Below are 23948 nucleotides of genomic sequence, written 5' to 3'. Positions count from 1 at the left end.
TCACAGCACTTCACATCACTAGGGAGCCACTTCCATGGCTACACCTGCTGCAACCGGCAACGTCCAGGCGCTGCCCCACCGCGTTCCGTTTCGCGGCCTGTCGGTCGACCTGGCCCGCTGTACGCCGGCCATGCGCCGTTCGGTGGAACTCACCGAGGCCGAGCCGGCGGCCAACCCACTGGCGGATCTCGAAGTGCTCGAGGAGCGAATCGCTGCCAAGGCGGCGGCCAAGCTGGCCGGCGACCTGCTGCGCGACCAGCGCCCTAACGACGAGATCGAGGATGCGCTCTGCGAGCTGGCCGCGCACCTGGATGAGCACTTCACCCAGCGCAAGCTGATCCGCCTTTACGGCCGCTGAACCCAGCGGGCCCGGCCTTCTGGCGTTGTCTTTCACTCTATTAAGGAAGCCTAACTGATGAGCACTGCCGACACCATCGCTAACCCCACCATCAGCCGCGCACCGCGTGGCTGTAGCCGCCCGGTGATGACCCACCTTTCCGAGGAAGAGCGCGCTCGGCTGGAGTCGCTGGCCCAGCAGGAAATGCGCTCGCTCTCGGCCACCACTCGCATGCTGTTGTTGCGCGGCATCGAGCAGTACGACGCCGAGACCGAAGAGGCCGGGCGCCGCTGAGCCTGCTCCTGATTCGATCCGCTGCATAAGGAAATCCGCCATGTATCAGGACCCGAAACGCGTTCGCACCAAGTCCACCGTCTATCTGGATCAGTACGAGGCCGATGTGATCACCGCGCTGGCCAACTACCTGGGCGTGCCCAAGGCCGAAGTCATGCGCCAGATGATGATGAAGGAAGCCCGGGATGTGCTGGGCATCGACCCGACTTCCTTCGATGACAGTGTGGCCGCCAGAGCCGGCTGAAGACGCCTCTACATCCACCGTGCATCCGAGGTTCCACATGCCGGAACAAGCCATGGAGCTCGACCAGCAGATGAAGGCCGTACTGGAAAGCATCCGCCAGGAACAAGGGCTGGAAAGCCGCGAGCAGGCGGCCGAATGGCTGCTCAGACGCCGTATCCGCCGCGGTGCACAAGGTCTGACAGGGCGCGGTCGAGCGATCTACGAAGTGAAAGGAGAAAGTCGGTGAGGATCACTTGCCCCCACTGCGATGAGCGGGCCATGACTCGCACCAGCAAGCGCCCCTCGCCGGTGTTCTACGAGGTCTATGCCCAGTGCTGTAACCCGGCCTGCGGCTGGGGCGGCAAGTTGTTGGTCGAGTTTGCGACCACCACGTCGCCCAGCCGCCTGCCCAATCACAACATCAACATTCCGGTCGAACCGGACTCGCGCCGGGTGCTGCTCGAGCAGCTCGCCCCACACCGCTGAAAGGACGACGCCATGAACACGCTTTGCAATAACGTCACTCCGCTCCACGCGCCCCATCTGGACGCCCACAACATCGCCGCCGCCCAGTTGTTCCGCACCCGCTGGGAGAACCGCGAGAACGCCCTGCGCCAGTGCATCGAGCACCTGGTCACCGAGCAGGCAATGACGGAAGACGCCGCCGAGCTGACGGCCATCCAGGCCTATGCCGATCTGGAAGCCACCAATCAGACCTCACGCATCGACATTGATGCCAGCACCTCGCACGTCGTCATCCTGCGCGACGAGAGCGGCCGCCCGGTGGTGTTCACCGTCGCCGATCTGATGCACCTGCTGGGCAAGGCCCGCGCCGAGGGCCGCGCCAAGGTCATCGACCCAACCAGCGAGCGCCCGGTCGTGCTCGAGCACTGAGCCAGGGGCGAGCTGCCCCGCCATACCGTTACCACCTCGATACCGTCATCGCCGCCACGTCAGGGGGAGGGATAGCCATGTCCAACGCCGCCACACAACTCGCCACTACGCCACCACCGCAGGTGGTTCAGGACCGCGCCGGCTTCGGCGCCCTGCGTGCCGAACTGCATGCCCGCGTTGCCGATCAGGACCTCGCCGAGCTGTGGGCCGAGCTGGTTCCCGGCGAGCGCCGCACCCTGCTGGCCAGCGCCCAGCTGGATACCCGCGAGGTGCGCACCGGCATCGAGAGCATGCCCAAGCCGGACCGCGACGCCATTCGTGCCGCCATCCGCCGCATGAGCCAGTACGCCAACCGGCTGCGCGATCGCCTGGAGGGCGGCGGGCCCCACCAGAGTCAGGAACTGGCGGCACATGCCCGCCAGGCCCTGGAAGACGGCAACACCAGGGCGGCCATGCACTGGCTGGCCATCATCGAGCGGGGGGTGGCGTGATGCTGATTGTCCTGAACCGTACTCGCGAGACCTTGTGCTGCCTGCGCGCTGACGTGTGCACAGCGCGTGAGCGAGCCCACCGAGAAGAACAGCGCGCCAAGGAGGTGGTCGGGAATGCGCGTCGTGTCGCCGAAAGCAATGCCGCCTGGCATCACCGCATGGCCGACGAGCTGCAGCACGCCCACGACGCCATCGTCACCGCTAGCCAGGAATTTGGCCTGGACATGGTCCTTGGCGACACCTCACACGACGCCGACCAGGTGAATGCATGACCAGTGCCCTCGACCAATCCCGTCAGTTCGGCACCCGCGAATGCCACCAATGGCGCGACGAGCAGTTCTTCGCGCCGCTGCCAAGCCTCGCCGAGGATCTGGCCCGGGCCTTCATCACGACTGCGCGGCGCCACGGCAATGCTGCCGGCAACCGCTGGCTGGCCCGCAATGCGGCGGAGCTTGTAGAGCCCAGCAGGGTCTACCGGCGCTTTGCACCGATGGCCAAGGACTTGAAACGGGCAGTGATGCGTATCAGTAATGCCGAGCCAACGCTGATCGAAGGGCATCAGGCGGCCAGCCGCTGGCTCGAGGATGTCAGCGAACGCCTGATGGCCGGGCCCTGGAACACCACTCACGACGACGAGGCGCTGGTCAATTACGCCAAGGCACAGGCCAAGGCGGTGGAAGACGAGCGCAACCGTCTGGCCGGCGACATGAACCGCTACAACCGAGCGCTGCGCCTGGGGCTTTTCAGTGACGATGACGCCGCGCCGGTCGCAAGCCAGGGGCCGCTATCGAAGCGCGCCGGCCACTGGGCCACCGCTCGCGCTCAGGCCCGCAATGCGATGTCGCCGGCAGTGACAATCGCCTCCCCGCTTGCCGAGCTGACCTTTCAGCGCATGCGCCCGATGACCCTGCGCATCGCCGATGAGCTGGCCCTCAAGAAGGCCCGCGAAAAGGCGGCCAAACACGGTATCGAGCCGCCGAATCGCAACAGTGCATCCGCATTCCAGCTGGCTCGCCTGAGCAGTTCGCGGTGGTGGCGGCGCAAGCTGCGTCGGCTCTCCGGTCGTCGCATTGAGCAGGTGCAGCGCGAGGGGCACCGGGTTCATGCCCAGGCCGGCATCTACTGCAGCGAGATGACTCTCGAGCGCCGCCGAGAACAGAAGACCCGTAACCGGGCGCTGCTGGAAACCATCGAGGCCATCAACCAGGAAGGCCAACGCTACACCCTCGCCGAACTTTCGGAGCTGGGCCTGGCCAATGCCGACCATCGCCGGGCCGAGCTGATGCTGCGCATCCGCGATACCGAAGTGGAAGCGCGCCGCCTGGGGCACCAGGGCATGTTCTACACGCTCACCACGCCCAGCCGCTTCCACCCGGTGAAGTCCAAGAGCTGCCGCCGCAACCCGAAATACGATGGCGCCACCCCGCGCGATGCTCAGCAGCATCTGCAAGCGCTGTGGGCCAAGGCCCGCGCCAAGCTGGCCCGCGATGGCCACAGCGTTTACGGCATTCGCGTGGTCGAGCCGCACCACGACGGCACTCCGCACTGGCACCTGCTGGTATGGATGGAGCCCCACGCCGAGCCGCATGTCACCGAAGTGCTGCGCTCATACGCCGAAGAAGAGTCACCCGAGGAGCTCGCCGACCGGCGCGGCCGCAAGACCACGGCACGCTTCAAGCCGGTGAAGATTGACCCGACACGCGGAAGCGCGGCCGGCTACATCGCGAAATATATCTCCAAGAACATCAATGGCCAGCAGTTCATGGAGGCCGATCGCTACGACCACAGCATGGCCACCAGTGCCCCGCGCATTGAAGCCTGGGCGGCGGTGTGGGGCGTGAGGCAGTTCCAATTTGTCGGGCTGCCGAGCGTGACGGTATGGCGCGAGATCCGCCGCCTGACCGAAAAGCAGGAAGCGGAGCTTCGCCAATGGGAAGAGGCCACCCGGCCCCACCCCAAGGCGTCCGAGACCCTGCACCTGATCCGCCGGGCCGCCAATGCCGGCCAATGGGATCTCTTCCTGCGCCTGATGGGTGGCCCCAACACCCCGCGCAAGGAACAGCCCATCAAGCCGTGGATCGTCCAGCGCGTCGACACCAGCCGCGACGACACCAGCCACGCCACCGGCGAAGTGCAGCCCGAGGGCTGGGCCGAGGTGAAGGGCCGCTATGGCGAGCCGGTCAGCGCTACTTGGGGGCTTGTCGTCAACGACGGTCGTGGTGGTGCTGAGGAATACCTCACCCGTGTGTATCGCTGGACGATTCAGCCGATCCAGCGCTCACAGGCGGAGGGCAGCCCCGGAGGCCGCGAAGCGGGCGACGCTTGGACTTGTGTCACTAACTGTACGGGGGTCGATTCGACCCCCAGAAATCCGCCGCCGGCGGAGCTGGCGGAACAGATGAAGCGCTTCCAGGCCTGGCGCTCGAGTGAAGAGGTCCGCGCCGAGCAGGAAGCCGCCGAGATCGAGGGCCAAAGCGCCCGCGCCACGATCGGCCGAATGATCCAGCACGACGCCAGCGCCCGCGAGATCCTCGCCGCGCGCGGCATTCACATCGCACCGCCCAGCACCGAACCGGAAGAGTTCTTCCCGGATGAGCTGTGCTGATCTATCACGACCTTACAACGCTTAAAGGAAGATACATGGCCGACAACGCCGACATTGCCACCGAGATCATGGAGCGCCGTCAGAGCGCTGCGCTGGCTAGCCGACCGGCTCTTCAAGACATGGCTACCAGCCCCGAGTGCGAGGACTGCGGCTGGGAAATACCTGCTGCACGACGTCGGGCAGCGCCCTGGGCCAATACCTGCATCGAGTGCCAGGGGATGAGGGAGCGAAGGGGGCGTCATGTCCGATAAGCCAACCAAAGGCGGGCCAGTGGCTCGCCAGGCCGCCATGCTCTGCCAGGATCGGACGTTCCGGCTCTACCTGGATCGGCGCCGGCGGCACAAGTTCGGGCTGCCCGAAGGAGATCTCCCCGACGGTACCCACAGCGAACAGGATGCCCGCGACTGGATCTGCGCCGCCTGCGGAATAGAGAGCCGCGCGGAACTCGACCACGACACCGCCGCGGCTGCTGTTTTCACCAACATCTGTCTGCGTTACCGGAACTGGAAAAGGAGAGCCCAGCAATGAACACCTACTTTGGACTGCTAGCCGAGTTCGATGGCCGGGGCGAGCTGCCGCTCGATGAGGTTGCGCCGCGCTACTTCGGCATCAGCGCCCGCACCGCCAGCGCTAGAGCCGGGGCCCAGGCCCTGCCGGTACCCACCTACCGCGCCGGCGACTCCCAGAAGTCGCCCTGGCTGGTCAGCGCCGTGGATCTGGCCAAGTACCTGGACGATAGGAAGGCGGAGGCGCATGAGATGTGGCAACGGGTCAATGCGTGAGGCTAGTAGATGCGCTTCGGAGGGCTAAGGTAGGCTTAGCCTTTCAGACCAGCCAGGAGAGGTCTCCTTTGAAGCACGTCGCCGCCGCATTGGCCATCAAGGAAGGACGCATTCTACTGACACGCCGGGCTCCGGGTCAGCAACTCGAGGGACTATGGGAATTTCCCGGCGGCAAGCAGGAGCCCACCGAAACCATCGAGCAATGCATTGAGCGAGAGATCCGGGAAGAACTCTCGCTTTCTTGTACAGCAAAGCACGTCTTCACCGAGAGCATCTACCGGTATGAAGGTGGTGCCATCAAGCTCATCGGCGTCCTGGTCGAGCTTAGCCAAGAAGAACCAGAGCTGACGGTCCATGACCGCTTCGCATGGGTCCCTCTGGCCGATATGCTGAGCTACGAACTTGCCCCTGCAGATATTCCCATCGCCAAGGAAGTCATCAATGCCTACGGATAGCATCGCAGCGCTCGCGCCGGGAGACGTCCTCTCGAATGACCAACTGTGTGACATCTTCGGCTGCAGCCCGCAGGGCGGGATGCGCAGAGCCAAGAAGACCAATACCCTCGTTATCGTCACCAACCACATCGAGTCGATCTACGAGGATCGCTGGGAAGGCGATGTCATCCACTACACCGGCATGGGCCAGACCGGTGACATGGAGCTCACTTTCGCCCAGAACAAGACGCTGAACGAGAGCCCCGACAACGGTGTAGCGGTGCATCTCTTCGAAGTATTCAAGCGCAAGGAATATACCTATGTAGGCGAGGTCGTCCGCGCTGCGCCTGCCTATCAGGCGACTCAGCCGGATGCGGATGGCAACGAACGCAAGGTCTGGTTATTTCCGCTCCAGCTTCGTTCATCTCGCTTACCGGCTATGGATCAGGAAACGGCCAAACAAGCCTTCGAGAAGAAGGAACGGCACGCCGCCAAGCTTTCTGATGAGGAACTTCGCCAGCGTGCCAAGAACGCACCGGCCAAGACAGGCAGCCGCCCAACCGTTGCGACGCAGTATGGGAGGTCCCCCTACGTGGCTGAGTACGCCAAGCGCCGTGCCGATGGGATCTGTGAACTGTGCCAAGAGCCCGCACCCTTCAATACCAAGAAGGGAGAGCCTTATCTGGAATGCCATCACATCGAATGGCTAGCCGCAGGCGGGGAAGACACAATCGAAAATACCGTAGCTCTCTGCCCGAATTGCCACCGGAAGATGCATTCGCTCAACTTGCCGGGCGATGTGAAGCATTTAAAGCAGATAACATTCAAGCTATAGGTTTCATTGATTCCTTAAACGAAACCAGCCGATCAATTTTGCGGGTCCGTGTCTGGAGTCAGGAAGCCGCAAAAAAAGAACACTATTCCACGAAAAAAAGCAGCCACACCAATGATTTTAAGAAAAACCAGATCAATCATAAAAGCACAATTAATCGAAACACCAAAAATACTTCACATGAGTTCAGGCTTCATTGGGCTTGGTTTTTCTATCATTTTTCTTCTATACCCAATCTATAAAGCTTCTGGCAATGAGCTAATATGCAGCGCCATGAAAGAGCTCATCTCACCAAACCTACTTCACCTTATGTTCACATACTGTTTTATCTCATTTTTAGCTGCAAAAGTAGTGAATAAGAAAAGCGCATGCCCATACCTAAGAGACAAAGCCAAGAACATATGTAAAAGGCTATTTGGCTTCACAGCAGACCTATCAGCAACAATAACCGGGGCACTTTTTGCAACTTTATTTTTCGCCTTCATCGCCACCCCTCAAGATCAAATAACACCAGCAGTAGTACTTAAAGCCTTTCTGGTAATGCTAGTCTTCATCGCGATGTACTACATCCTTATATGGACACCTAGCTATTACATCTCAACACAGAGAACTCCTCTAACAATCAAAGCACTGTTCAAGAAAACGTTAACCCAGACAGTAATATTTGAGGCTCTTTTAGCTGTATTAGCAATCGCACTATTTACAAGCATACTCATGGAAGATAAAGCACTGAGCGGGCTTATGGAATGTCAACAGGCATTATCTCAAAACTAACTTTTCTGGCCGTAAGTGCGTGTACCTTTTCAGCACATCCCAGCTCTCATGCAGCGTGAACTGCTGCACCTCCACGATCTCATATCCCGCCTCGAAGAGGCGGGATGTCGCTTCATGGCGCAGATCGTGGAAGCGTAGATCCTCGATCCCGCAGGCCGCCGTCGCCGCCCGCCAACGGGTCCCGATCGACTTCCCGTTGTAGGGAAAGATCCTCTCCTCCCCATGGGACCGCGGCTGCCGCTGGATGATGGCCATGGCCTCGTGGCTCAGCTTGAAACGCTTGTGGTTGCCCCACTTCTGCCGAGGGTGCTTTGCATCGCGCACCCAACATGTCATCGCCTGGTCGTCGAGATCTCCCCAGGTCAGCCGGGTGATCTCCTCCTGGCGCCTCGAGGAAGCGATGGCAAAGTCCATGATGTCTTCCATCGGGATGATCGCGCTGGGCCGGATCATCTGCGAGCGGCGGAAGTAGTCCCGGATCCGCTCGATCTCCTCGTACGTTGGCCGCCGATCGCGTGATCCGGGGCGCGAGACCAGCCCCTTGCTGCGCATCAACAGCTTGGCCGACTCGAACTCATTGAGTGCCACCGGCATCTTCCAGGCCGCCGCGGCCGTCTTGAGGATGATGCCCAGCCAGGTGATGTCCTGATTAATGGTTGAAGGCTTAATGCCACTGTTTCGGCGCATCACCGCGTGCTCGATGATCTGCTCGCTGGCCAGTTCGGTGACCTGCACCCGGGCGACCGGGAAGCGCTGCAGCTGCTGGATGGTGGCCCGCTTCGAGCGCCCAGCGTCCTGAGCGAACTCGTGGAGGTAGCGCTCGATAGCGTCATCCAGGGTTACGCCCTTCCACTTCGCCGAGAGAATGCCGCCAGGGCTGCTGAGCTCGAGCTCGCGGCGCTTGGCCCACTCTTCCGCCATGGCCTTCCTGGGGAACGTCCTGGACTCGGAGTGGTCTGGTTGCCCACGGCGGGCGATGCGGATCTGGGCCATGTATGAGAAACTGCCATCCTTTCGCCGACGCTTCCTGATTGTCGCCACGCGAACCTCCCCTATGTACCAAATTGCCAACGCCCTGTGTGCCAAATTTGTACCAACGCATGGCGTAAAACAGGGCAAAACCACTGTAAATATGAACAGTCATGAGTGATATGGCAAACACTACAACCGGCATAAATACTGGCACCGCGCGCCCAGCGCTGGATAGAACATTCTCCGTCGCGCCGATGATGGATTGGACGACGCGCGACTACCGGGCTTTCGCCCGCACGCTGAGCCGTCATGCCCTGCTGTATACCGAAATGGTCACCACCGGCGCCATCCTGCACGGCAGTCCGCGCAAGCGCTTCCTGGGCTATGAGGCCGTCGAGCATCCGCTGGCGCTGCAGCTCGGTGGCAGCGATGCCGGCGAGCTCGCCGAGTGCGCGGCGATCGCCGAGGAATGGGGCTATGACGAGGTCAACCTGAACGTTGGTTGCCCAAGCGATAGGGTGCAGAACAACCTGATCGGGGCTTGCCTGATGGGGCATCCGGACAAGGTGGCGTCAGCGGTCAAGGCGATGCAGGCGGCGGTATCGATCCCGGTGACGGTGAAATGCCGCATCGGCATCGACGATCAGGATGAAGACGCGGACCTGGAGCGCTTCATCGACGAGGTCGCCGCCGCCGGCTGCGAAGTGTTCACCCTGCATGCCCGCAAGGCCTGGCTCGAAGGCCTGTCACCCAAAGAGAACCGCGATGTGCCGCCGCTCAACTACGGCCGCGTGCATCGCCTGAAGCAGCAGCGCCCCGAACTGCACATTGGCATCAACGGTGGTATCAAGACGCTGAATGAGTGCCGTGAACACCTCGAATGCGTCGACAGCGTGATGATCGGCCGTGAGGCCTACCAGAATCCCTGGTTGCTGGCCGGCGTCGATGAAGCCCTCTATGGCAAGCAAGGGCCGGCTGCCAGCCGCCACGACGCGGCCCGCGCCTTCCGCCCCTATATCGCCAAACGGCTCGACGAAGGTGCCAAGCTCAACCACATCACCCGCCACCTGCTAGGCCTTTTCCAGGGTTGCCCCGGCGGTCGACGCTTCCGCCGCCACCTCTCGGAAAACGCCCACCGGGACGGCGCCGGCCTCGAGGTCTTCGACGAGGCGCTGTCGCTGGTATCCGAAGAGCGCCTGGCCCAGCCGGCCTGACCTCCCCAAGGCGGCCAGCAGGGCCTGGCATAGCACGCTAATAGCAAGCGCTATGACACGCCCTCAATGGTTGGATCGTAATCCGACTGGAAGGTCTCGACGGCGTTTTCGGCTTCCTCGATGGCATCGAAGCGCGCCACATGGAAAAGCGCCTCGCCTTCATTGGCGAGCGGCAGATTGCCCATGCCAATGACGATACCATCGGCCGGCGCCAGTACGTCTTCTTCCGAATTGCCGAACGGATCGGCCACCTTGCCAAGCACCTCACCCTTGGCGACTCGAGTGCCGAGTCGCACCTTGGGCCGCAGGATGCCGTCGATCGGCGCCCGCGCCCAGCTCGACCCATTGGCGACCTCCGCCTGGCGAGGCGTGGCACGGCGGCGGTCATTGGTCAGCATACCGATAGCGCGCATGACCCGGCGAATGCCACGCACGCCGGGCGCAATCGCCCACTCATCGAAGCGCAGCGCTTCCCCCGCCTCATAGGTCAGCACTGGCATACCTCGGGACTGCGCATAGTGGCGCAGGCTTCCCTCGCGCAGCTCGGCATTGAGAATGACCGGCACGCCGAAGGCCATGGCGATGGCTTCGGTTTCGCTGTCCGGGGTCAGCTGAGCGCGGATCTGTGGCAGGTTGGTGCGATGAATGGCACCGGTATGCAGGTCGATGATATGCGTAGCCTGATCGACGATCTCTTCACGGAACAATGCCGCCACGCGGGAGCCCAATGAACCAGAGTCGCTGCCCGGGAAACAGCGGTTGAGATCGCGACGGTCGGGCAGATAGCGGCTTTGCTGGACGAAGCCGAATACATTGACGATAGGCACCGCAATCAGGGTCCCGCGCAGCCCTTGCAGGACCTTCGAGCGCAGCAGGCGGCGCACGATCTCGACGCCATTGATCTCATCGCCGTGGATGGCGCCACAGACCAGCAGCGTAGGGCCGGCCTGACGGCCATGCACCACTTCGACGGGGATATGCAGCGGTGCATGGGTGTAGAGCTTGGCGACCGGCACATCGATCTGGGCGCGGGAGCCGGGAGCCACTCTGACACCGGCGAGTTCAAAGGGGGCACGAGCCATGAGCAACGCTTCCTTGTAGCAATCGAGGCAACCAAGCAAAAACCGTCTAGGGACTAGGAGGCCAGCGCATCATACGAACGCGGCTCTGCCCGGGTCCAGCTTTGAAAACAGTGTTTTCTCATGAATGACGTTATACGCCTTCATGGGCCTTCTGACGAGCCTAGCGCACCCGACTAAGACGTTGTATGCATACATGCGCGCATGTAAGTAGCCGCTTGTTGCGCTAGAATAACCCTACACTTTCCGTGATGATTGCCACTGCCTTCTTATGGCCAGAAAGACTAAAGCCGACGCTGAAGCGACCCGCGAGGCACTGTTGGACGCCGCCGAAGATGTCTTCTTCGAAAAAGGCGTCGCTCGAACCACCCTCGAGCAGATCGCTCGCCACGCGGGCATGACGCGCGGCGCCGTCTATTGGCACTTCAAGAACAAGGCGGATCTCTTCCACGCCATGAGTGACCGGGTTCACCTGCCCTTCGAGGAGTTGACCCGCGAACTCGAATCACCGCAGCAAGGCCGCACTCCCCTGGATACCATTCGCCTGACGCTGCGACATGCCTTCATGCGCATCGAACAGCCGCGCCATCGGCGGGTGCTGTCGATCATCCTGCATCGCTGCGAATTCTTCAGCGACATCAACCCACTGAAGATGCAACACAAGATGGCCGAAGACTGCTATTGCTCGATGCTGCGACACTTCGAGATGGCCGAGCAGTCCGGTCAACTGGCCCCGCATATCGACGCCGTCCAGGCCGCGCAGATAATGGAGTACGCCATCGGCGGCATGATTCAGGACTGGTTGCGCACGCCAGAGGAGTATTCGCTGACCGAAAGAGGCCGGGTCATTATCGATAGCCTGCTTGACCTGCTCTCCCGTGATGCTCCCGTCGATACCGAGACGACCGCTCCCTCTTCCTGAGACGGTCATTGCCTGGTTTGCCATCAGCAACTGGCTTTGCCCGCGCTCGCCACTGCCCGTCATAAAAAAGGCCGCTTCCCCAAGGGAGAGCGGCCTTTTCGTGACGAGGTGTCACACTATGCGACGCGGTCAGTCGCGGGACTGCTCTAGGGACGCCTCTTCATGATGCTTGCCACGCTTGTCGGCCAACCACTGCTGCACGTGGGCGATCATCGCGTAGTAGGTCGGCACGAACAGGCTTGCCAATACCGCCACCGAGGCCATGCCCACCGCCACAGTGGTCCCGATGTGCTGGCTGCTGGTATCACTGGCACCGGTAGCCGTCGCCAGCGGCAAGGTGCCGAAGATGAACGCCAGAGAAGTCATCACGATCGGACGGAAACGCAGCTCGGAGGCAATCATCGCCGCCTCGCGGATCGACTTGCCGTGTTCCTTGCGCTGCAGCTCGGCGAACTCGACGATCATGATCGCGTTCTTGGCGGCAAGCCCCACCACCACCAGCATGCCGATCTCGACATAGACGCTGAGATCCAGCCCGCGAAGCACGATACCGCCGATGGCCCCCAGGAAGGCGAAGGGAACCGCCGTGATCACCGCCAGCGGCAGCGACCAACTTTCATACTGAGCCGCCAGAATCAGCAGAATCATGATGATACCGAAGGCGATAGCCAAGGCAGCGGCGTTACCGGCGTTGGTTTCCTGATAGGCCGTACCGGTCCAGCCCATGCCCCAGCCGTCGCCCAGAGTATCCGCAACCACGTCCTGCATGGCGTGAACCGCCTCGCCGGAGCTGTAGCCCGCCGCCGGCCCACCCTGAAACTGCGCCGCCGGATAGACGTTGAAGCGCGTCATTACCGAGGCCGTCGACTGACGCTCCAGGCTCACGAACTCGGAAAGCGGAATGCGCTTGCCATCACCACCGCGAACGAAGATCTGATCCAGCGCATCCGGCGTCTGACGGAATTCCGATTCGTTCTGCATGTAGACCTGGAAGTTACGGCTACGGTACGAGAAGTAGTTCACGAAGCCACTGCCCAGGGTATTCGATAGGGTGGTGTAGAGGTCATCCAGCGAGACGCCATAGCTGAGCGCCTTTTCGCGATCGATATCGGCGCGATAGGACGGCACGTTGGCATTGTAAGTGGTGAACACCCGGTTGAGCTCGGGGCGCTGATTGGCCGCCTGCATCACCTTCATCGATGCCTGGTAGAGCTCGTTGGCATCCGCACCCTCATAGGACTGCAGGTAGCCGGTAAAGCCACCGGTGGTCGACAGGCCGATGATCGGTGGCAGGTTGAACGCCATGGTCTTGCCACCATCGATACTACCGCCGAACTTCATGATCTGACCGATTAGCTGAGTGGCACTCATGTCGCGTTCGGCCCAAGGCTCCATGGCGATGAACATGATGCCACGGGCGCTGTTGACGGCGCTGGACAGCATGTCGTAGCCCGCCACGGCCGCCACGTAGCGCACCGCAGGCACCGCTTCGATCTTATCGCTGAGCTCGGCCATGTAGTCCTGGGTCCGCTGGAGCGAGGCTGCCTCGGGCAGCGACACGCTGGCCAGCACCATGCCCTGGTCGGTCTCCGGAACCAGCGAGGTCGGCGTGCGCTCATAAAGGGCGTAGGAACCCACGCAGGTCGCGACCCCCAACGCCAGTGCCAGCACCCAGCGCTTGACCAGCAAGCCCACCAGCCACAAGTAGGCTCGGGTCACAGCGGCGAAGCCGCGATCGAAGGCTCGCATTGGCGCGGTCAGGCCCCGAACGAGCTTGGACTGCGGATGACGCGACTTGTGGCGCACGAAGATCGCGCACATCGCCGGGGTGAACGTCAGCGCCACCACCGCCGAGATCGCCACCGATACCGCGATGGTCAAGGCGAACTGCTGATAGATCTGCCCCGTGAAGCCACCCAGGAAGGCTACCGGCACGAATACCGCCGCCATGATCAGTGACGTGGCGATAACCGGCCCCGAGACTTCCTTCATCGCCCGGCTTGTGGCGGCCAGGATCTTGATGCTGGGGTCTTCCTCGAGAATACGCTCGACGTTTTCCACCACCAGGATGGCATCATCGACCACGATGCCGATCGCCAGCACCAGCGCAAACAGCGACAGCAGGTTGATCGAGAAGCCAAACAGGTAGAGGCCGGCAAAAGTGCCCACCACCGAGACCGGCACGACCGACAGCGCGATAGCGGTAGTCCGCCAGTTCTGCAGGAAGATCAGCACGATCGCCGCCACGATCAGGAAGGCCTCGATGAAGGTGTGCTCCACGGTCGTCACCGAGGCGTCGATGAACAGCGTGGTATCGTAGGGCACTTCATAGTCGAGCCCCGGCGGGAAGCGCTCCTTGAGACGGTCCATGGTAGCGACCACCTGCTTGGCCGTTTCCAGGGCATTGGCGCCGGGCTGCTGGTTGATCATGATCGGCGTCATGGTGCCGCCGTTCAAACGCGCATCGACATTATAGGAAGAGGCGCCAAGCTCAATGCGCGCGACATCGTCCAGGCGCAACGATGAGCCATCCGGATTGGTCCGCAGGATGATGTCGCGGAACTGATCGGCGTTGCTCATTCGACCAGGGGCGGTAATGGTATAGCTATAGGCCCGTGATTCGCCCTGCGGCGTCTTGGCCAGCCCCCCTGCTGCTACCTCGGTATTCTGCGAACTGACCGCATCGGCGACTTCGGCCGGGGTCATGTCGTATTCGGCCAGCTTGTCCGGGTTGAGCCAGATACGCATCGCGAACTCACCGCCCCCCAACACCTCGGCACTGCCCACGCCAGGCACCTGGCGCAGCTCGTCGAGGAGGTTGAGGGTCGCGTAGTTCTGCATATAGATCTTGCCGTAGTCATTCTGCGGCGAGGTCAGGCCCAGCACCATCAATATGCTGCTGGAACTCAGCTCGACCGTCACCCCTTGCGCCTGCACCGACTCGGGCAGCTGCGACAACGTCTGCTGAACGCGGTTATTGACGTTGATGGTGTTGGTGTCGCCGTCGGAGCCGATGGCGAAGGCGATGCTCATGGACAGCGAACCGTTATCGGCGGTGGTCGAGTTCATGTAAAGCATGTCCTCGACGCCATTGATCGCCTCGGCAAGCGGGGCGGCCACGGTTTGCGACACCGTGTCGGCATCGGCGCCCGGATAGGTCGCCTTGACCGAGACCGTCGGTGGCACCACGCTCGGGTACTGCTCGATGGGCAGCACGCGCATCGCCATGATGCCGACTAGGGCAATGATCACCGAAAGCACGGTGGCAAACACCGGCCGTCGGATGAAGAAATCGGAAAACGTCATGGATCAGCTCCCGCTTGCTGCGTCGCCATCGAAGGGCTGGGGTTCGATCTTGGTGCCCGGCTGGATACCGCCCGGATCGCTGGCCAGCACTCGCTCTCCGGCCTCCAGACCGCTGGTGACGATCAGCCAGTGCCCGGCGGTTTCACCGAGTTCGACGGTACGCGCACGCGCCTTGTTGTCGTCGTCCAGTACGAACACCTGCGGGCCCATCAGCCCCTCGGTCACCGCGATCTCGGGAACCGCCAGCACGTCATAGCGCTTGAGACCGGCAAGCGAGATACGCACGAACTGTCCCGGCAGGAAACTGCCCTCAGGGTTGTCGAACATCGCCCGTGCTTCCACGGTGCTGGTGCTCTCGCTGACTCGGCTGCCCAGGAAGTCGAGCTCGCCCTCAAGGCTCTGGGCGGCATTGCCCTGCTTGGCGGGACGCGACAGGGTGGCCCCGATCGGCGCTTCCTTGTCATCGCGCTGACGGCGAAGCGCCAGGGCATCCGCCTGAGGCAGTTGGAAGCGCACCTCGAGAGGGTCAAGCGGGGTGATGGTGGCAAGCTCCGTACCCGGGTCCACCAGATTACCCACGTTGATCTCACTCAGGCTGATCGCCCCGCTCACCGGCGCCTCGACGTCGGTGTAATTCAGGTCGATACGTGCACTGTCCAGCGCGGCTTCGTTCTGCGCCACGGTGGCGCGTGCCACCCGCAGCTTCGCCAGGGCATCGTCATAATCCTGACGGCTCACCGAATTCTGGTTCAACAGACGCTGATAGCGGTCGGCGTCGCGCTGAGCGCGATCCCGCTCTGCCTTGGCACTCTGCAGGTCGGCTTCGGCACTGCGCACTGCCGCCTGATAGGTGGCAGGCTCGATGGTATAGAGACTGTCGCCCTTCTCGACCCGGTCGCCGGGCTCGAACTGACGCGCCTCCAAAAGCCCACTGACCCGCGCAACGACAGTGACCTCATTCTCACTGCTGAGCATTGAGGGATAGGACTTGTCGAGCGCGATATCGCGACGCGCGATGCTCATGACCTGACTGGGCGTCGCAGGCGCCGCCTGGTCGCTGTCCGCTGCCTGCGCCTGGCCACCCGACTCGCTGCCGCAGCCGACCAAGAGGCCGGCAAGCCCCAGGCCGAGCAGCGCCAGGCGCCAAGGGCGCATCGCATTTGCGTTCTTCTGCATGTTTTTCTCCCGCTCGAATGATCAAATCAATGCGTGGCTTGCCCACCACCGCCGAGGCCCCTATTAAACATCCATACATGTATGGATATTGACGGCGCGATACGAACCTGGATGCAGACTCAGGTTCGGGGCACGGGGGTATGACGATGGGTGGCTAGCGTATAAATGACCGGTTCTGGTCGTTAATGCTTGTGGGCTGGTTTTTATCGACTGGTTTTATGGACTGGCTCTCAGGAGCTGTCACTTCACCCGCCCGTCGCGCGAGAGCGCCAGCGAAGGGATGCTGGCAAGTAACGAGAGCGGGTGACCAGCCTGACGGCCGCCCCAAGGGGCGGCGATCTTGGCTCAGGCGTCGGGTGCTTGCGGACGCTCGCCGATATCCATCATGGAATCATAAGAGCCGCCATTGTCCTCGCCGACTTCCAGCAGGACGGCCTGGTCGGCGCTGAGCTGAGCATTCAGCTCGCGAATCACCTCGACATCCAAGGTCCCGGCCTGCTGACGCAGCTCGAGCTTGTCGAGCACATAGTCATAGCGTGCCACGGCCAGGTTGGAAATAGCGTCATAAAGGTTCTGTTCGGCCGCCAGAACATCGACGATGTTACGGGTGCCGACCTCGTAGCCCGAGCGAGTCGCATCCAGGGCGCTGCGGTTGGAGACCACCGCCTGGCGGCGTGCCTCCACGGTAGCGACATCGTTGCGCACCTGAGTATACAGCGAGCGCACCTGCTGAATGGTCAGACGACGTTGCGCCTCGGCATCATACTGACTGGCTTCCAGTGTGTAGGTGCTCTGGCGAATCTGGGCGCTGGTCGAGCCGCCGGTGTACAGCGGAAGGCTAGCGCGCACGCCGAGCTGACTGGATGAGTCATGGCCCTCGACTTGGTCGCGATCGCTGTCGCCATAGTTGTAGGCGGCAAAGGCCTCGACCACCGGCAAACGCGCTGCCTTGGAGATATCGACGCTCGAGCGCGAGACCTCGACCGCCGCCATGGCGCTTTTCAGCAGCGGACTTTCCTCGAGAGCCATATCGACCCAGGCATCACGCTCAGAGGGCGTCGGCAGCTCGACCGGCAGGTCGTCGGCGAGACTCTGGATGCTCTGATAGCGCTTGCCGGTGAGGCGTTCGAGTGCCTCGAAGCTGACTTCCAGGTCGCTCTGTGCCGTGATGCGCTGGGCCCGGGCCTGGTCGAAACTGGCGCGCGCTTCTTCGACATCGGTAATCGCGATCAGGCCGACCTCGAACTGCTCACGGGCTTGCTCCAGCTGACGCGAGATAGCGCGCTCCTGAGCCCGGCGGGCGGCGAGAATGTCATTGGCGCGCAGGATCTCGAAATACGCGGTCGACGCATCGAACAACAGTTGCTGCTCGCTGGCAATCAGCGACAGCCTCTCCTGATCGATGCGGCTCTCGACCTGATCCACTTCACGAGCATTGGCCGCGTCATACAGCGCCTGGCTGGCATCAAGAGCCAGGCTGCCGCTGTTGTAATCGTCATCCGCACTCTGGCTGGCACCCGCCCCCTGCAGGGTCGATAGCTGACTTTCGTAGGTGCGGTTGTTCGCCACCTGGGCAGAGGCATTGACCTGCGGCAGCAGATCGCCGGCGGCCACATCACGGCTTTCTTGAGTGCTTTTCAGGCTGGCTCGCGCTGAAGCAAGGCTGGCATCGTTTTCCAGGGCATCGTTGGCGATCCCTAGCAGGTCGGCGCCCTGAGCTTGGCTTGCCAGGGCGATGGACAGCGCCAGGGGCAGCATGATGGCCCGTCGAGTCAGACGCCTGCCAGATGCAGAGAGATCAGTGATGAGCGGCATGAGCTTTCCTTGGTCAAGGGAAGATGGAGACAGATATAGCATAAGGGGAAGCGCTAGCATTCGTCCCCCCTCTCCGTCGCCAGACATCATGCCAGGAACGACGGTTCACGCTTGTGTCAGTTAACAGGCATTATAGCTACATGCGTGTATGTATACTAGCAGGCTAACGATTATTCCTCTCTTCGGCCATGATTGAGCCTGGCTATCGATACCCTGCCTCTGCTGCAAAACGCATTATCAGCGTGCGCTTGAAGGCGCTTTGAGCCCCAAAGCGTTCTTCAGGCAGCCTGCGGCGACATCGGCCATGCATTGCACTCACATTGCACTCAGCCTAATGGCGTCTGCCTGTCGATGCTGTAGTCTATGCTGCACGGCAGCATAGCGTTCCACTAAACAACGCGCCTCTGCCGGCTTCACGCAGGGTAGGCCATGACGCTGCCCCGCATGGCTTTACACTTCATATATTTCCATCACATAGCTTTCCACGACATACCTCGGTACCACATCAAAGGGTCAGCACTATGGATCGCCTGGAACTGGTCACGGTCAGAGCACTGCAGATCGCGGTGCGCATCTGGAACCCCAATGCCCCGCGCACGCTGATTGCCTGGCACGGCCTCGCCCGTCATGGCGGCGATTTTGCGGCCCTGGCGCGCGAGCTGGGCCCCGGCTGGCGCGTACTGGCCCCCGATACGCCGGGGCGTGGCCTGTCCAGCTGGTCGCTCTACCCTGCCCATGACTATCTGTATGAGCACTACCAGCAAGTCGCTATCGCCCTGCTCGACCACTTCGAGCTCGAACGCGTGCCCTGGGTGGGCACCTCGATGGGCGGGCTGCTGGGCATGCTGCTGGCCGCCGAGCCCACTACCGCCTCGCGCATCGAGCGCCTGGTGCTCAATGATGTCGGCCCGGAGCTGGACCCGGACGGCCTATCGGGCCTCGCGACCTATTTCGGCGTCATGCATCGCTTCGTCAAGTTCGGCGACCTGGAAGCCGAGCTGCGCAAACACTATGCGGGGTTTGGCATCGACAGCGAGGATGCCTGGCGACAGCTAGCGCTGGACAGCGCACGACGCCTGCCCGACGGCAGCTGGACCTACCATTACGATCCGCGCATCGGCGAGCAATTCATCCATGATACGCCGCGGGATACCTGGGCCGACTGGCGGGCGATCCAATGCCCGCTGATGGTGATTCGCGGCGCCACCTCGCCGCTGCTGGCCCACGAGAGCATCGAACGCATGCGCCAGGAGCAGCCGGGGCTGGCCAGCCTGGAAGTGCCGGGCTGTGGCCACGCACCGATGCTCGACCGCCCCAGCCAGGTGGCGCCCATTGCCGACTTCCTGCGCCGCCCCGCCGCCATGGCGCCATCGGCGCGGCATTGGTGGCAGCGCGGTATTGACTGGCTGAAGGGCAAGTCGGGCGCATGAGTCCAGCGCTAGATTGCCCTAAGGGGTCTGCGCAACGCTGAAAGTCGAGCCGGACGTCGCTGCCGCCCTGGAGGCCTGCCTGGGACCAGGCCATTTCTCAGGACCCGCTGTGCTACCGTCTCTACTCGAATGGCAAATTCCTGCCCCACGAGTCCCGGTGATTCAGTCGCTTTCCGCCTCGAGCCTGCCCAGCGTGCGCTCCACGGCGCCCCGGTAGGTGCCACCGAACAGCAGCAGGTGATTCAACAGCGGGTAAAGCTGGAACAAGGCTTCCCGCCTCGTCCAATCGTCGGGGCGGTTGCCGTTCCAGTAGGCCTCGAAGAAGGCTGGCGAGGGCATGCCAAACAGCGTCAGCATGGCCAGGTCCACCTCCGGGTAATGGGCATATACCGCGGGATCGATAAGCGCAGGGCCACTGTCGGTATGCAGCACGTTGCCCGACCACAGGTCGCCATGAATCAGGCTTGCCGGGGCATCAGGCAACCAGTCATCGAGGCGCTCGGCCACGCCTTCCACCCGAGCCCTAAGTCGCCGGTCGAGCAGCCCCTTCTCCATGCAGGCGGCCGCCAGAGGCTTCAAGCGGCGCTCGCACTGGAAGGCGCGACCATCATCGAGCCAGGCATTGGGCTGGGGCGTCTGACCGCAGGCGTTGTCACGGGACCAGCCGTGGGCCTCGCGGGTCACAGCGTGCAGTATCCGCAACCCTTCGCCCAGGGCGACCTCGCTGGCGGCCTTGCGCGGCGCAACCCTCAGCGACTCCATTAGCAACCAGGGCCCTTCCTGGCCCAGCACCCTGGGCACTCGCAGCGCACTCCCCGCCAAGGCATCATGCAGGGCATTGAGCCCTTCGGCCTCGCCTGCCAGGCGCTGCGGATCGTCACGCTTGGCCACTACCGTGCCCTGACGGGTCTCGAGGCTCGCCACCTCGGCGATATCACCGCCGCTCAGGGGCGAAAGCACCCCGCTTGGCTCAAGGTTCAGTCGCTCCAGCAGCGCGATCAGTTGATCGTCCATGCTCGTCTCCAGCCGGGTGAATGATGTCGCCATCGGCACGATATGCGCACTGACACAAAAATACCGCCTCCCGAGGGAGGCGGTATAGGGGGCACGACGGGATGGCCTCGGGCTAGCTAGGAGCAGGTCGCTCGATAGGCCTGAGGCTCATGCCTCCGCAAAGGCAGGCATCAGTCCAGGCATCGTCGCCTTACTCCGGGATCAGCACCGTGTCGATCACATGAATCACGCCGTTACTGGCCATTACATCGGCGGCGGTCACGGTGGCATCATTGATCATCACCTTACCGTCCATGGTGGTGATGGTTAGGTCCTGTCCCTGAACTGTGGTCGCTGAGCTGGCGGACATGGCGTCTTCTGCCATGATCGTGCCGGGTACCACGTGATAGGTCAGCACGGCCTGCAGCTGATCCTTGTTTTCCGGCATCAGCAGGGTATCGAGCGTGCCGTCCGGCAAGGCAGCGAAAGCGTCGTCGGTGGGGGCAAATACGGTGAAGGGCCCCTCTCCCTTGAGGGTATCGACAAGGTCAGCAGCCTTGATCGCGGCCACAAGGGTGTCGAACTGACCGGCTTCAATCGCGGTGTCGACGATGTCAGCCTTGGCCATGCCATGATCATCCGCCTGGACCGTACCAGCGAGTATCATGCCAACCAGGCCGATGCCCATCCACTGGGGTGCTGCGACTGCGATGGCTTTCATGGAACATACTCCTATAGGACCAACCGTAAGAAAGGTATTGGCTTCGAGCGCTTCCCGCTTCATCCAGATAGCCACTCGAGGCCGCCTTCGAGACGCGAAAGGGTCGCGCCAGCCCTGTACCACACCCTATTTGTACAAAAGCTAGACAATTAGTTCCACCCGAACAAGTTTATTTGTTACTCCCCCCTATCCATAAGGAGATCGCCATGTACAAGCTCGCTTTCTTCGCCCCCATCGAGGCAGCGGAAATAGTGAAAGAGGCCGTCTTCGCCAGCGGTGCCGGGCGCATCGGTGACTATGAAGCCTGCTGCTTCCAGACGTCAGGTACCGGCCAGTTTCGTCCATGCAGCGGCGCCGACCCGCACATAGGCCGGGTCGGCGATCTTGCGCATGTCGAAGAGGTCAAGATAGAGCTGGTCTGCCAGGACGCGCTGATTCGCGACGCGGTGGCGGCCCTCAAGAAAGCCCACCCCTATGAGGAGCCGGCCTATGAGGTATGGAGACTGGAAGAGATCTAGGCGTTATACGAACGCCCTGGATGTCGCCTGAACTTTTATATGAGCTTTTATCTGAGCTAGGCAGTATTGGAAAGCGTGGCGTGCTGCTCGCCCAGGAACACCTTGAACGTCTGCCACAGCGGGCTGCGATAGCGCTCGGGATGCCACACCAACGAGAAGGATCGCACCAGCGACAGCGGCGTTTTAAGCGCCACCAGTTCGCCACGTTCGAGCTCTCCCACCACGCTAAGCCGCGACAGGCAGCCGAGCCCCAGTCCCGCCTTCACGGCCTCTTTGATGGCCTCGTGCTGGCCAAGCTCCATGCACACCTTAAGGCGGCGAGAAGGTGCCGCCTGTAGCACCGGCGCCATCGCCGCCTCGAAGACCTCACGGGTGCCTGAGCCCTGCTCGCGAAGAATCCAGCGGGCGTCGGCCAGCGCCTCGCCATCGAGTGCCCGTCGCTCGGCCAGCGGGTGACGGGGACTGGCCACCACTAACAGCTGATCCTCGCACCAGGGCTCGCTGGCCAGGTCGGGTTCGTGGCACTGCCCCTCGATCAGACCAAGATCCGCCTCGAAGCGCAGCAGATCCGTCATCACCTCGCCGCTGTTGCGCAGCCTCAGGCGCAGATCGGCGCCGGGATGACGTTCACCGAAGACGCCCGCCAGGGGCGGCAGCAGATAGGTGCCGATGGTGGCGCTGGCCGACACCGTCAAGGTACCGCGCAGCGCTCCCTCCGGCTCCCGTGCCGAGGCAACGAACTCCTGCATGCCATCGAGCAAGCGCTCGGCCTGGGGCAGCAGGTGACGGCCACGATCATTGAGGCGCAGGCGGCGGCCCAGCCGCTCGAAGAGGGCCACGTCTAGCGCCCGCTCAAGATCGGACAGCGCCTGACTGGTCGACGACTGAGACAGGCTCAACTGGCGGGAAGCGGCGCTCACCGTGCCGCTGCGGGCGATCGTCACGAAGACCTGGAGCTGGCGGAAACTCACCGGGGGCGTCATATCGGCTCTACCGAATAGGCTTATCGTTATTAAACCATAACGTTTCGATCTATCATCGCCTAGCCTTGTCATCTCACGCCCGAGGAGATCCGACCATGTGGCAAGGCCTGCTGCTCTGTACGTTAGTGTCATTGGCTGGCATCGGCGCGGCCGCCCTGCCGGGGCTTGCCGACAGCGGCGTGAGCCCGCTGGTGTTTGCGCTGCTGCTGGGTCTGGTGCTCGGCAATATTCCCCTCGACCACCTGCCCGGCCGTCTACCCAGCCGGCGATTTCTCGAGCGCGCCACCCCTGGGCTGGCCTTTGCCACTCGCTGGCTGCTGCGCGGCGGTATCGTGCTATTCGGGCTGTCGCTGACGCTCGAGCAGGTGATGGCGCTGGGCCCTAGGATTCTGCTGCTCGACCTGCTGGTCATCACCAGCGTGCTGGTTATCGGTTACCAGCTCGGCACCCGTTGGCTGGGCATGGACCGGGAGACCGCCCTGCTGACCAGTGCCGGCAGCGCCATCTGCGGCGCCGCGGCGGTGCTGGCCACCGAGACCACGATCCGTGCCCGCCCTGCCGCCACCGCGATGGCGGTAGCCACCGTCGTGCTGTTCGGCACGCTGGCCATGCTGGTCTATCCGCTGCTCTATCCGTTGACAGGGATGCCCGAAGGGCTCTTTGGCATCTACATCGGCGCCACCGTGCATGAGGTCGCCCAGGTCGTCGCTGCCGGTGACGCCATCGGTCCCGATGCGCTGGCCAATGCAGTGATCGTCAAGCTGGTGCGGGTGATGATGCTGGTGCCCTTCCTGCTGATCGTCGGCCGCTGGTGGCTGAGCCGCACGGCAGAGGATGCCGTGGAGAGCGCCGGACGCCCGGCGGGTGGCATGACGATTCCCTGGTTCGCCTTCGGTTTCGTGGCCATGGTCATCTTCAACAGCCTGGTCACACTGCCGGCGGCGCTGCACCAAGGACTGGTAGTGGCCGGCCAAATGGCGCTCACCATGGCCATGGCCGCCCTCGGCATTAATACCCGACTGGCGAGCCTCAAGGCGCTGGGCGTCAAGCCGCTGATCCTGGCACTGTGTCTCTTTACGCTGCTGGTGCTGGGGGGCGGGCTGGCGAGCCTGGCGCTGATGGGCTGAGCCTATGAGCCCACCGCCAGCGATCA

The 23948-nt window shown here is 62.5% G+C and carries 28 protein-coding genes; 20 read left to right on the top strand and 8 right to left on the bottom strand.

The window, feature by feature from the left end; all coding sequences use genetic code 11:
- Positions 1 to 34: 34 nt before the first annotated feature.
- The 15 genes from BLR71_RS10180 (at position 35) to BLR71_RS17445 (ending at position 7666) form a co-directional block, all read left to right on the top strand.
- Positions 35 to 358, top strand: a complete 324-nt coding sequence (locus BLR71_RS10180; RefSeq protein ID WP_092525717.1) for a hypothetical protein — start codon at positions 35 to 37, stop codon at positions 356 to 358.
- Between the two features lie 57 nt (positions 359 to 415).
- Entirely contained in the window at positions 416 to 631 is a 216-nt protein-coding gene (locus BLR71_RS10175) for a hypothetical protein (RefSeq protein ID WP_092525715.1), read from the top strand.
- A gap of 40 nt (positions 632 to 671) precedes the next feature.
- Positions 672 to 875, top strand: a complete 204-nt coding sequence (locus BLR71_RS10170) for a hypothetical protein (RefSeq protein WP_092525713.1) — start codon at positions 672 to 674, stop codon at positions 873 to 875.
- A 37-nt stretch (positions 876 to 912) separates the two neighbouring features.
- On the top strand, positions 913 to 1101 hold the full coding sequence (locus tag BLR71_RS10165) for a hypothetical protein (protein WP_092525711.1): 189 nt from the start codon (positions 913 to 915) through the stop codon (positions 1099 to 1101).
- A complete protein-coding gene (locus tag BLR71_RS18010) occupies positions 1011 to 1340 on the top strand; it encodes an LITAF-like zinc ribbon domain-containing protein (RefSeq protein ID WP_092525709.1) in 330 nt (109 codons plus the stop codon). Before BLR71_RS10165 ends, BLR71_RS18010 begins: the two co-directional genes overlap by 91 nt.
- Before the next feature lie 12 nt (positions 1341 to 1352).
- Positions 1353 to 1748 (top strand): hypothetical protein, encoded by a 396-nt coding sequence (locus BLR71_RS10155; RefSeq protein WP_092525707.1) that lies wholly within the window; start codon positions 1353 to 1355, stop codon positions 1746 to 1748.
- A 77-nt stretch (positions 1749 to 1825) separates the two neighbouring features.
- Complete coding sequence (locus BLR71_RS10150) at positions 1826 to 2239, top strand: hypothetical protein (RefSeq protein ID WP_092525705.1); 414 nt, start codon at positions 1826 to 1828, stop codon at positions 2237 to 2239.
- Positions 2239 to 2511 (top strand): hypothetical protein, encoded by a 273-nt coding sequence (locus BLR71_RS10145; RefSeq protein ID WP_092525703.1) that lies wholly within the window; start codon positions 2239 to 2241, stop codon positions 2509 to 2511. Before BLR71_RS10150 ends, BLR71_RS10145 begins: the two co-directional genes overlap by 1 nt.
- Positions 2508 to 4844, top strand: a complete 2337-nt coding sequence (locus BLR71_RS10140; RefSeq protein ID WP_092525701.1) for a replication endonuclease — start codon at positions 2508 to 2510, stop codon at positions 4842 to 4844. The genes BLR71_RS10145 and BLR71_RS10140 overlap by 4 nt, the downstream gene beginning before the upstream one ends.
- 35 nt (positions 4845 to 4879) lie before the next feature.
- A complete protein-coding gene (locus BLR71_RS18045; protein ID WP_092525699.1) occupies positions 4880 to 5095 on the top strand; it encodes a TraR/DksA C4-type zinc finger protein in 216 nt (71 codons plus the stop codon).
- Positions 5085 to 5372: a hypothetical protein gene (locus BLR71_RS10130; protein WP_092525697.1), complete on the top strand. Its 288-nt coding sequence runs from the start codon at positions 5085 to 5087 to the stop codon at positions 5370 to 5372. Before BLR71_RS18045 ends, BLR71_RS10130 begins: the two co-directional genes overlap by 11 nt.
- Positions 5369 to 5626, top strand: a complete 258-nt coding sequence (locus BLR71_RS10125) for a pyocin activator PrtN family protein (RefSeq protein WP_092525695.1) — start codon at positions 5369 to 5371, stop codon at positions 5624 to 5626. The genes BLR71_RS10130 and BLR71_RS10125 overlap by 4 nt, the downstream gene beginning before the upstream one ends.
- A gap of 68 nt (positions 5627 to 5694) precedes the next feature.
- Positions 5695 to 6081, top strand: coding sequence for a (deoxy)nucleoside triphosphate pyrophosphohydrolase (locus BLR71_RS10120; RefSeq protein ID WP_092525693.1), 387 nt, complete (start codon positions 5695 to 5697; stop codon positions 6079 to 6081).
- Positions 6068 to 6895: an HNH endonuclease gene (locus BLR71_RS17915; RefSeq protein WP_245696410.1), complete on the top strand. Its 828-nt coding sequence runs from the start codon at positions 6068 to 6070 to the stop codon at positions 6893 to 6895. Before BLR71_RS10120 ends, BLR71_RS17915 begins: the two co-directional genes overlap by 14 nt.
- 48 nt (positions 6896 to 6943) lie before the next feature.
- Positions 6944 to 7666 carry a hypothetical protein gene (locus tag BLR71_RS17445; RefSeq protein ID WP_139172594.1) on the top strand — a complete coding sequence of 241 codons (723 nt, stop codon included), beginning with the start codon at positions 6944 to 6946 and terminating at the stop codon, positions 7664 to 7666.
- Here the strand turns inward: BLR71_RS17445 and BLR71_RS10110 are convergent.
- Positions 7652 to 8659 (bottom strand): tyrosine-type recombinase/integrase, encoded by a 1008-nt coding sequence (locus BLR71_RS10110; RefSeq protein ID WP_092525691.1) that lies wholly within the window; start codon positions 8657 to 8659, stop codon positions 7652 to 7654. The genes BLR71_RS17445 and BLR71_RS10110 overlap by 15 nt on opposite strands.
- Before the next feature lie 158 nt (positions 8660 to 8817).
- On the opposite strand from BLR71_RS10110, the gene dusA reads away from it, so the two are divergent.
- Complete coding sequence (gene dusA, locus BLR71_RS10105; RefSeq protein WP_245696416.1) at positions 8818 to 9852, top strand: tRNA dihydrouridine(20/20a) synthase DusA; 1035 nt, start codon at positions 8818 to 8820, stop codon at positions 9850 to 9852.
- 50 nt (positions 9853 to 9902) lie between these two features.
- Here dusA and BLR71_RS10100 read toward each other — a convergent pair whose 3' ends face one another.
- Entirely contained in the window at positions 9903 to 10934 is a 1032-nt protein-coding gene (locus BLR71_RS10100) for a succinylglutamate desuccinylase/aspartoacylase family protein (protein ID WP_092525687.1), read from the bottom strand.
- Between the two features lie 268 nt (positions 10935 to 11202).
- Here BLR71_RS10100 and BLR71_RS10095 point away from each other — a divergent pair, with 268 nt between their 5' ends.
- Positions 11203 to 11853 (top strand): TetR family transcriptional regulator, encoded by a 651-nt coding sequence (locus BLR71_RS10095; RefSeq protein WP_092525685.1) that lies wholly within the window; start codon positions 11203 to 11205, stop codon positions 11851 to 11853.
- Between the two features lie 129 nt (positions 11854 to 11982).
- On the opposite strand, the gene BLR71_RS10090 is transcribed toward BLR71_RS10095, so the two are convergent.
- The 3 genes from BLR71_RS10090 to BLR71_RS10080 all read right to left on the bottom strand — a co-directional run bounded on the left by BLR71_RS10090 (position 11983) and on the right by BLR71_RS10080 (position 18150).
- Positions 11983 to 15159, bottom strand: a complete 3177-nt coding sequence (locus tag BLR71_RS10090) for an efflux RND transporter permease subunit (RefSeq protein ID WP_092525683.1) — start codon at positions 15157 to 15159, stop codon at positions 11983 to 11985.
- Between the two features lie 3 nt (positions 15160 to 15162).
- Positions 15163 to 16335 carry an efflux RND transporter periplasmic adaptor subunit gene (locus tag BLR71_RS10085; protein WP_245696409.1) on the bottom strand — a complete coding sequence of 391 codons (1173 nt, stop codon included), beginning with the start codon at positions 16333 to 16335 and terminating at the stop codon, positions 15163 to 15165.
- Positions 16336 to 16680: 345 nt separating this feature from the next.
- On the bottom strand, positions 16681 to 18150 hold the full coding sequence (locus BLR71_RS10080) for a TolC family outer membrane protein (protein WP_092525681.1): 1470 nt from the start codon (positions 18148 to 18150) through the stop codon (positions 16681 to 16683).
- Positions 18151 to 18671: 521 nt separating this feature from the next.
- Here BLR71_RS10080 and BLR71_RS10075 point away from each other — a divergent pair.
- Positions 18672 to 19580 carry an alpha/beta fold hydrolase gene (locus BLR71_RS10075; RefSeq protein ID WP_092525679.1) on the top strand — a complete coding sequence of 303 codons (909 nt, stop codon included), beginning with the start codon at positions 18672 to 18674 and terminating at the stop codon, positions 19578 to 19580.
- A 162-nt stretch (positions 19581 to 19742) separates the two neighbouring features.
- Here BLR71_RS10075 and BLR71_RS10070 read toward each other — a convergent pair whose 3' ends face one another.
- Positions 19743 to 20594: a fructosamine kinase family protein gene (locus BLR71_RS10070; RefSeq protein ID WP_092525677.1), complete on the bottom strand. Its 852-nt coding sequence runs from the start codon at positions 20592 to 20594 to the stop codon at positions 19743 to 19745.
- Positions 20595 to 20784: 190 nt separating this feature from the next.
- On the bottom strand, positions 20785 to 21294 hold the full coding sequence (locus BLR71_RS10065; protein WP_092525675.1) for a fasciclin domain-containing protein: 510 nt from the start codon (positions 21292 to 21294) through the stop codon (positions 20785 to 20787).
- Between the two features lie 206 nt (positions 21295 to 21500).
- Between BLR71_RS10065 and BLR71_RS10060 the strand changes: the two genes are divergently transcribed.
- Positions 21501 to 21812 (top strand): YqfO family protein, encoded by a 312-nt coding sequence (locus tag BLR71_RS10060; RefSeq protein WP_092525673.1) that lies wholly within the window; start codon positions 21501 to 21503, stop codon positions 21810 to 21812.
- A 56-nt stretch (positions 21813 to 21868) separates the two neighbouring features.
- Here the strand turns inward: BLR71_RS10060 and BLR71_RS10055 are convergent, their stop codons facing one another.
- Positions 21869 to 22795: a LysR family transcriptional regulator gene (locus tag BLR71_RS10055; protein ID WP_092525671.1), complete on the bottom strand. Its 927-nt coding sequence runs from the start codon at positions 22793 to 22795 to the stop codon at positions 21869 to 21871.
- Between the two features lie 95 nt (positions 22796 to 22890).
- Between BLR71_RS10055 and BLR71_RS10050 the strand changes: the two genes are divergently transcribed.
- Positions 22891 to 23922 (top strand): YeiH family protein, encoded by a 1032-nt coding sequence (locus tag BLR71_RS10050; protein ID WP_092525650.1) that lies wholly within the window; start codon positions 22891 to 22893, stop codon positions 23920 to 23922.
- The last annotated feature ends 26 nt before the right edge of the window (positions 23923 to 23948 follow it).

The organism is Onishia taeanensis (assembly GCF_900100755.1).
In the GTDB taxonomy this organism is placed as follows: Bacteria; Pseudomonadota; Gammaproteobacteria; order Pseudomonadales; family Halomonadaceae; genus Onishia; species Onishia taeanensis.
The sequence above is the reverse complement of the archived record's forward strand: the minus strand, read 5'-3'. Positions and strand labels throughout refer to the sequence as shown.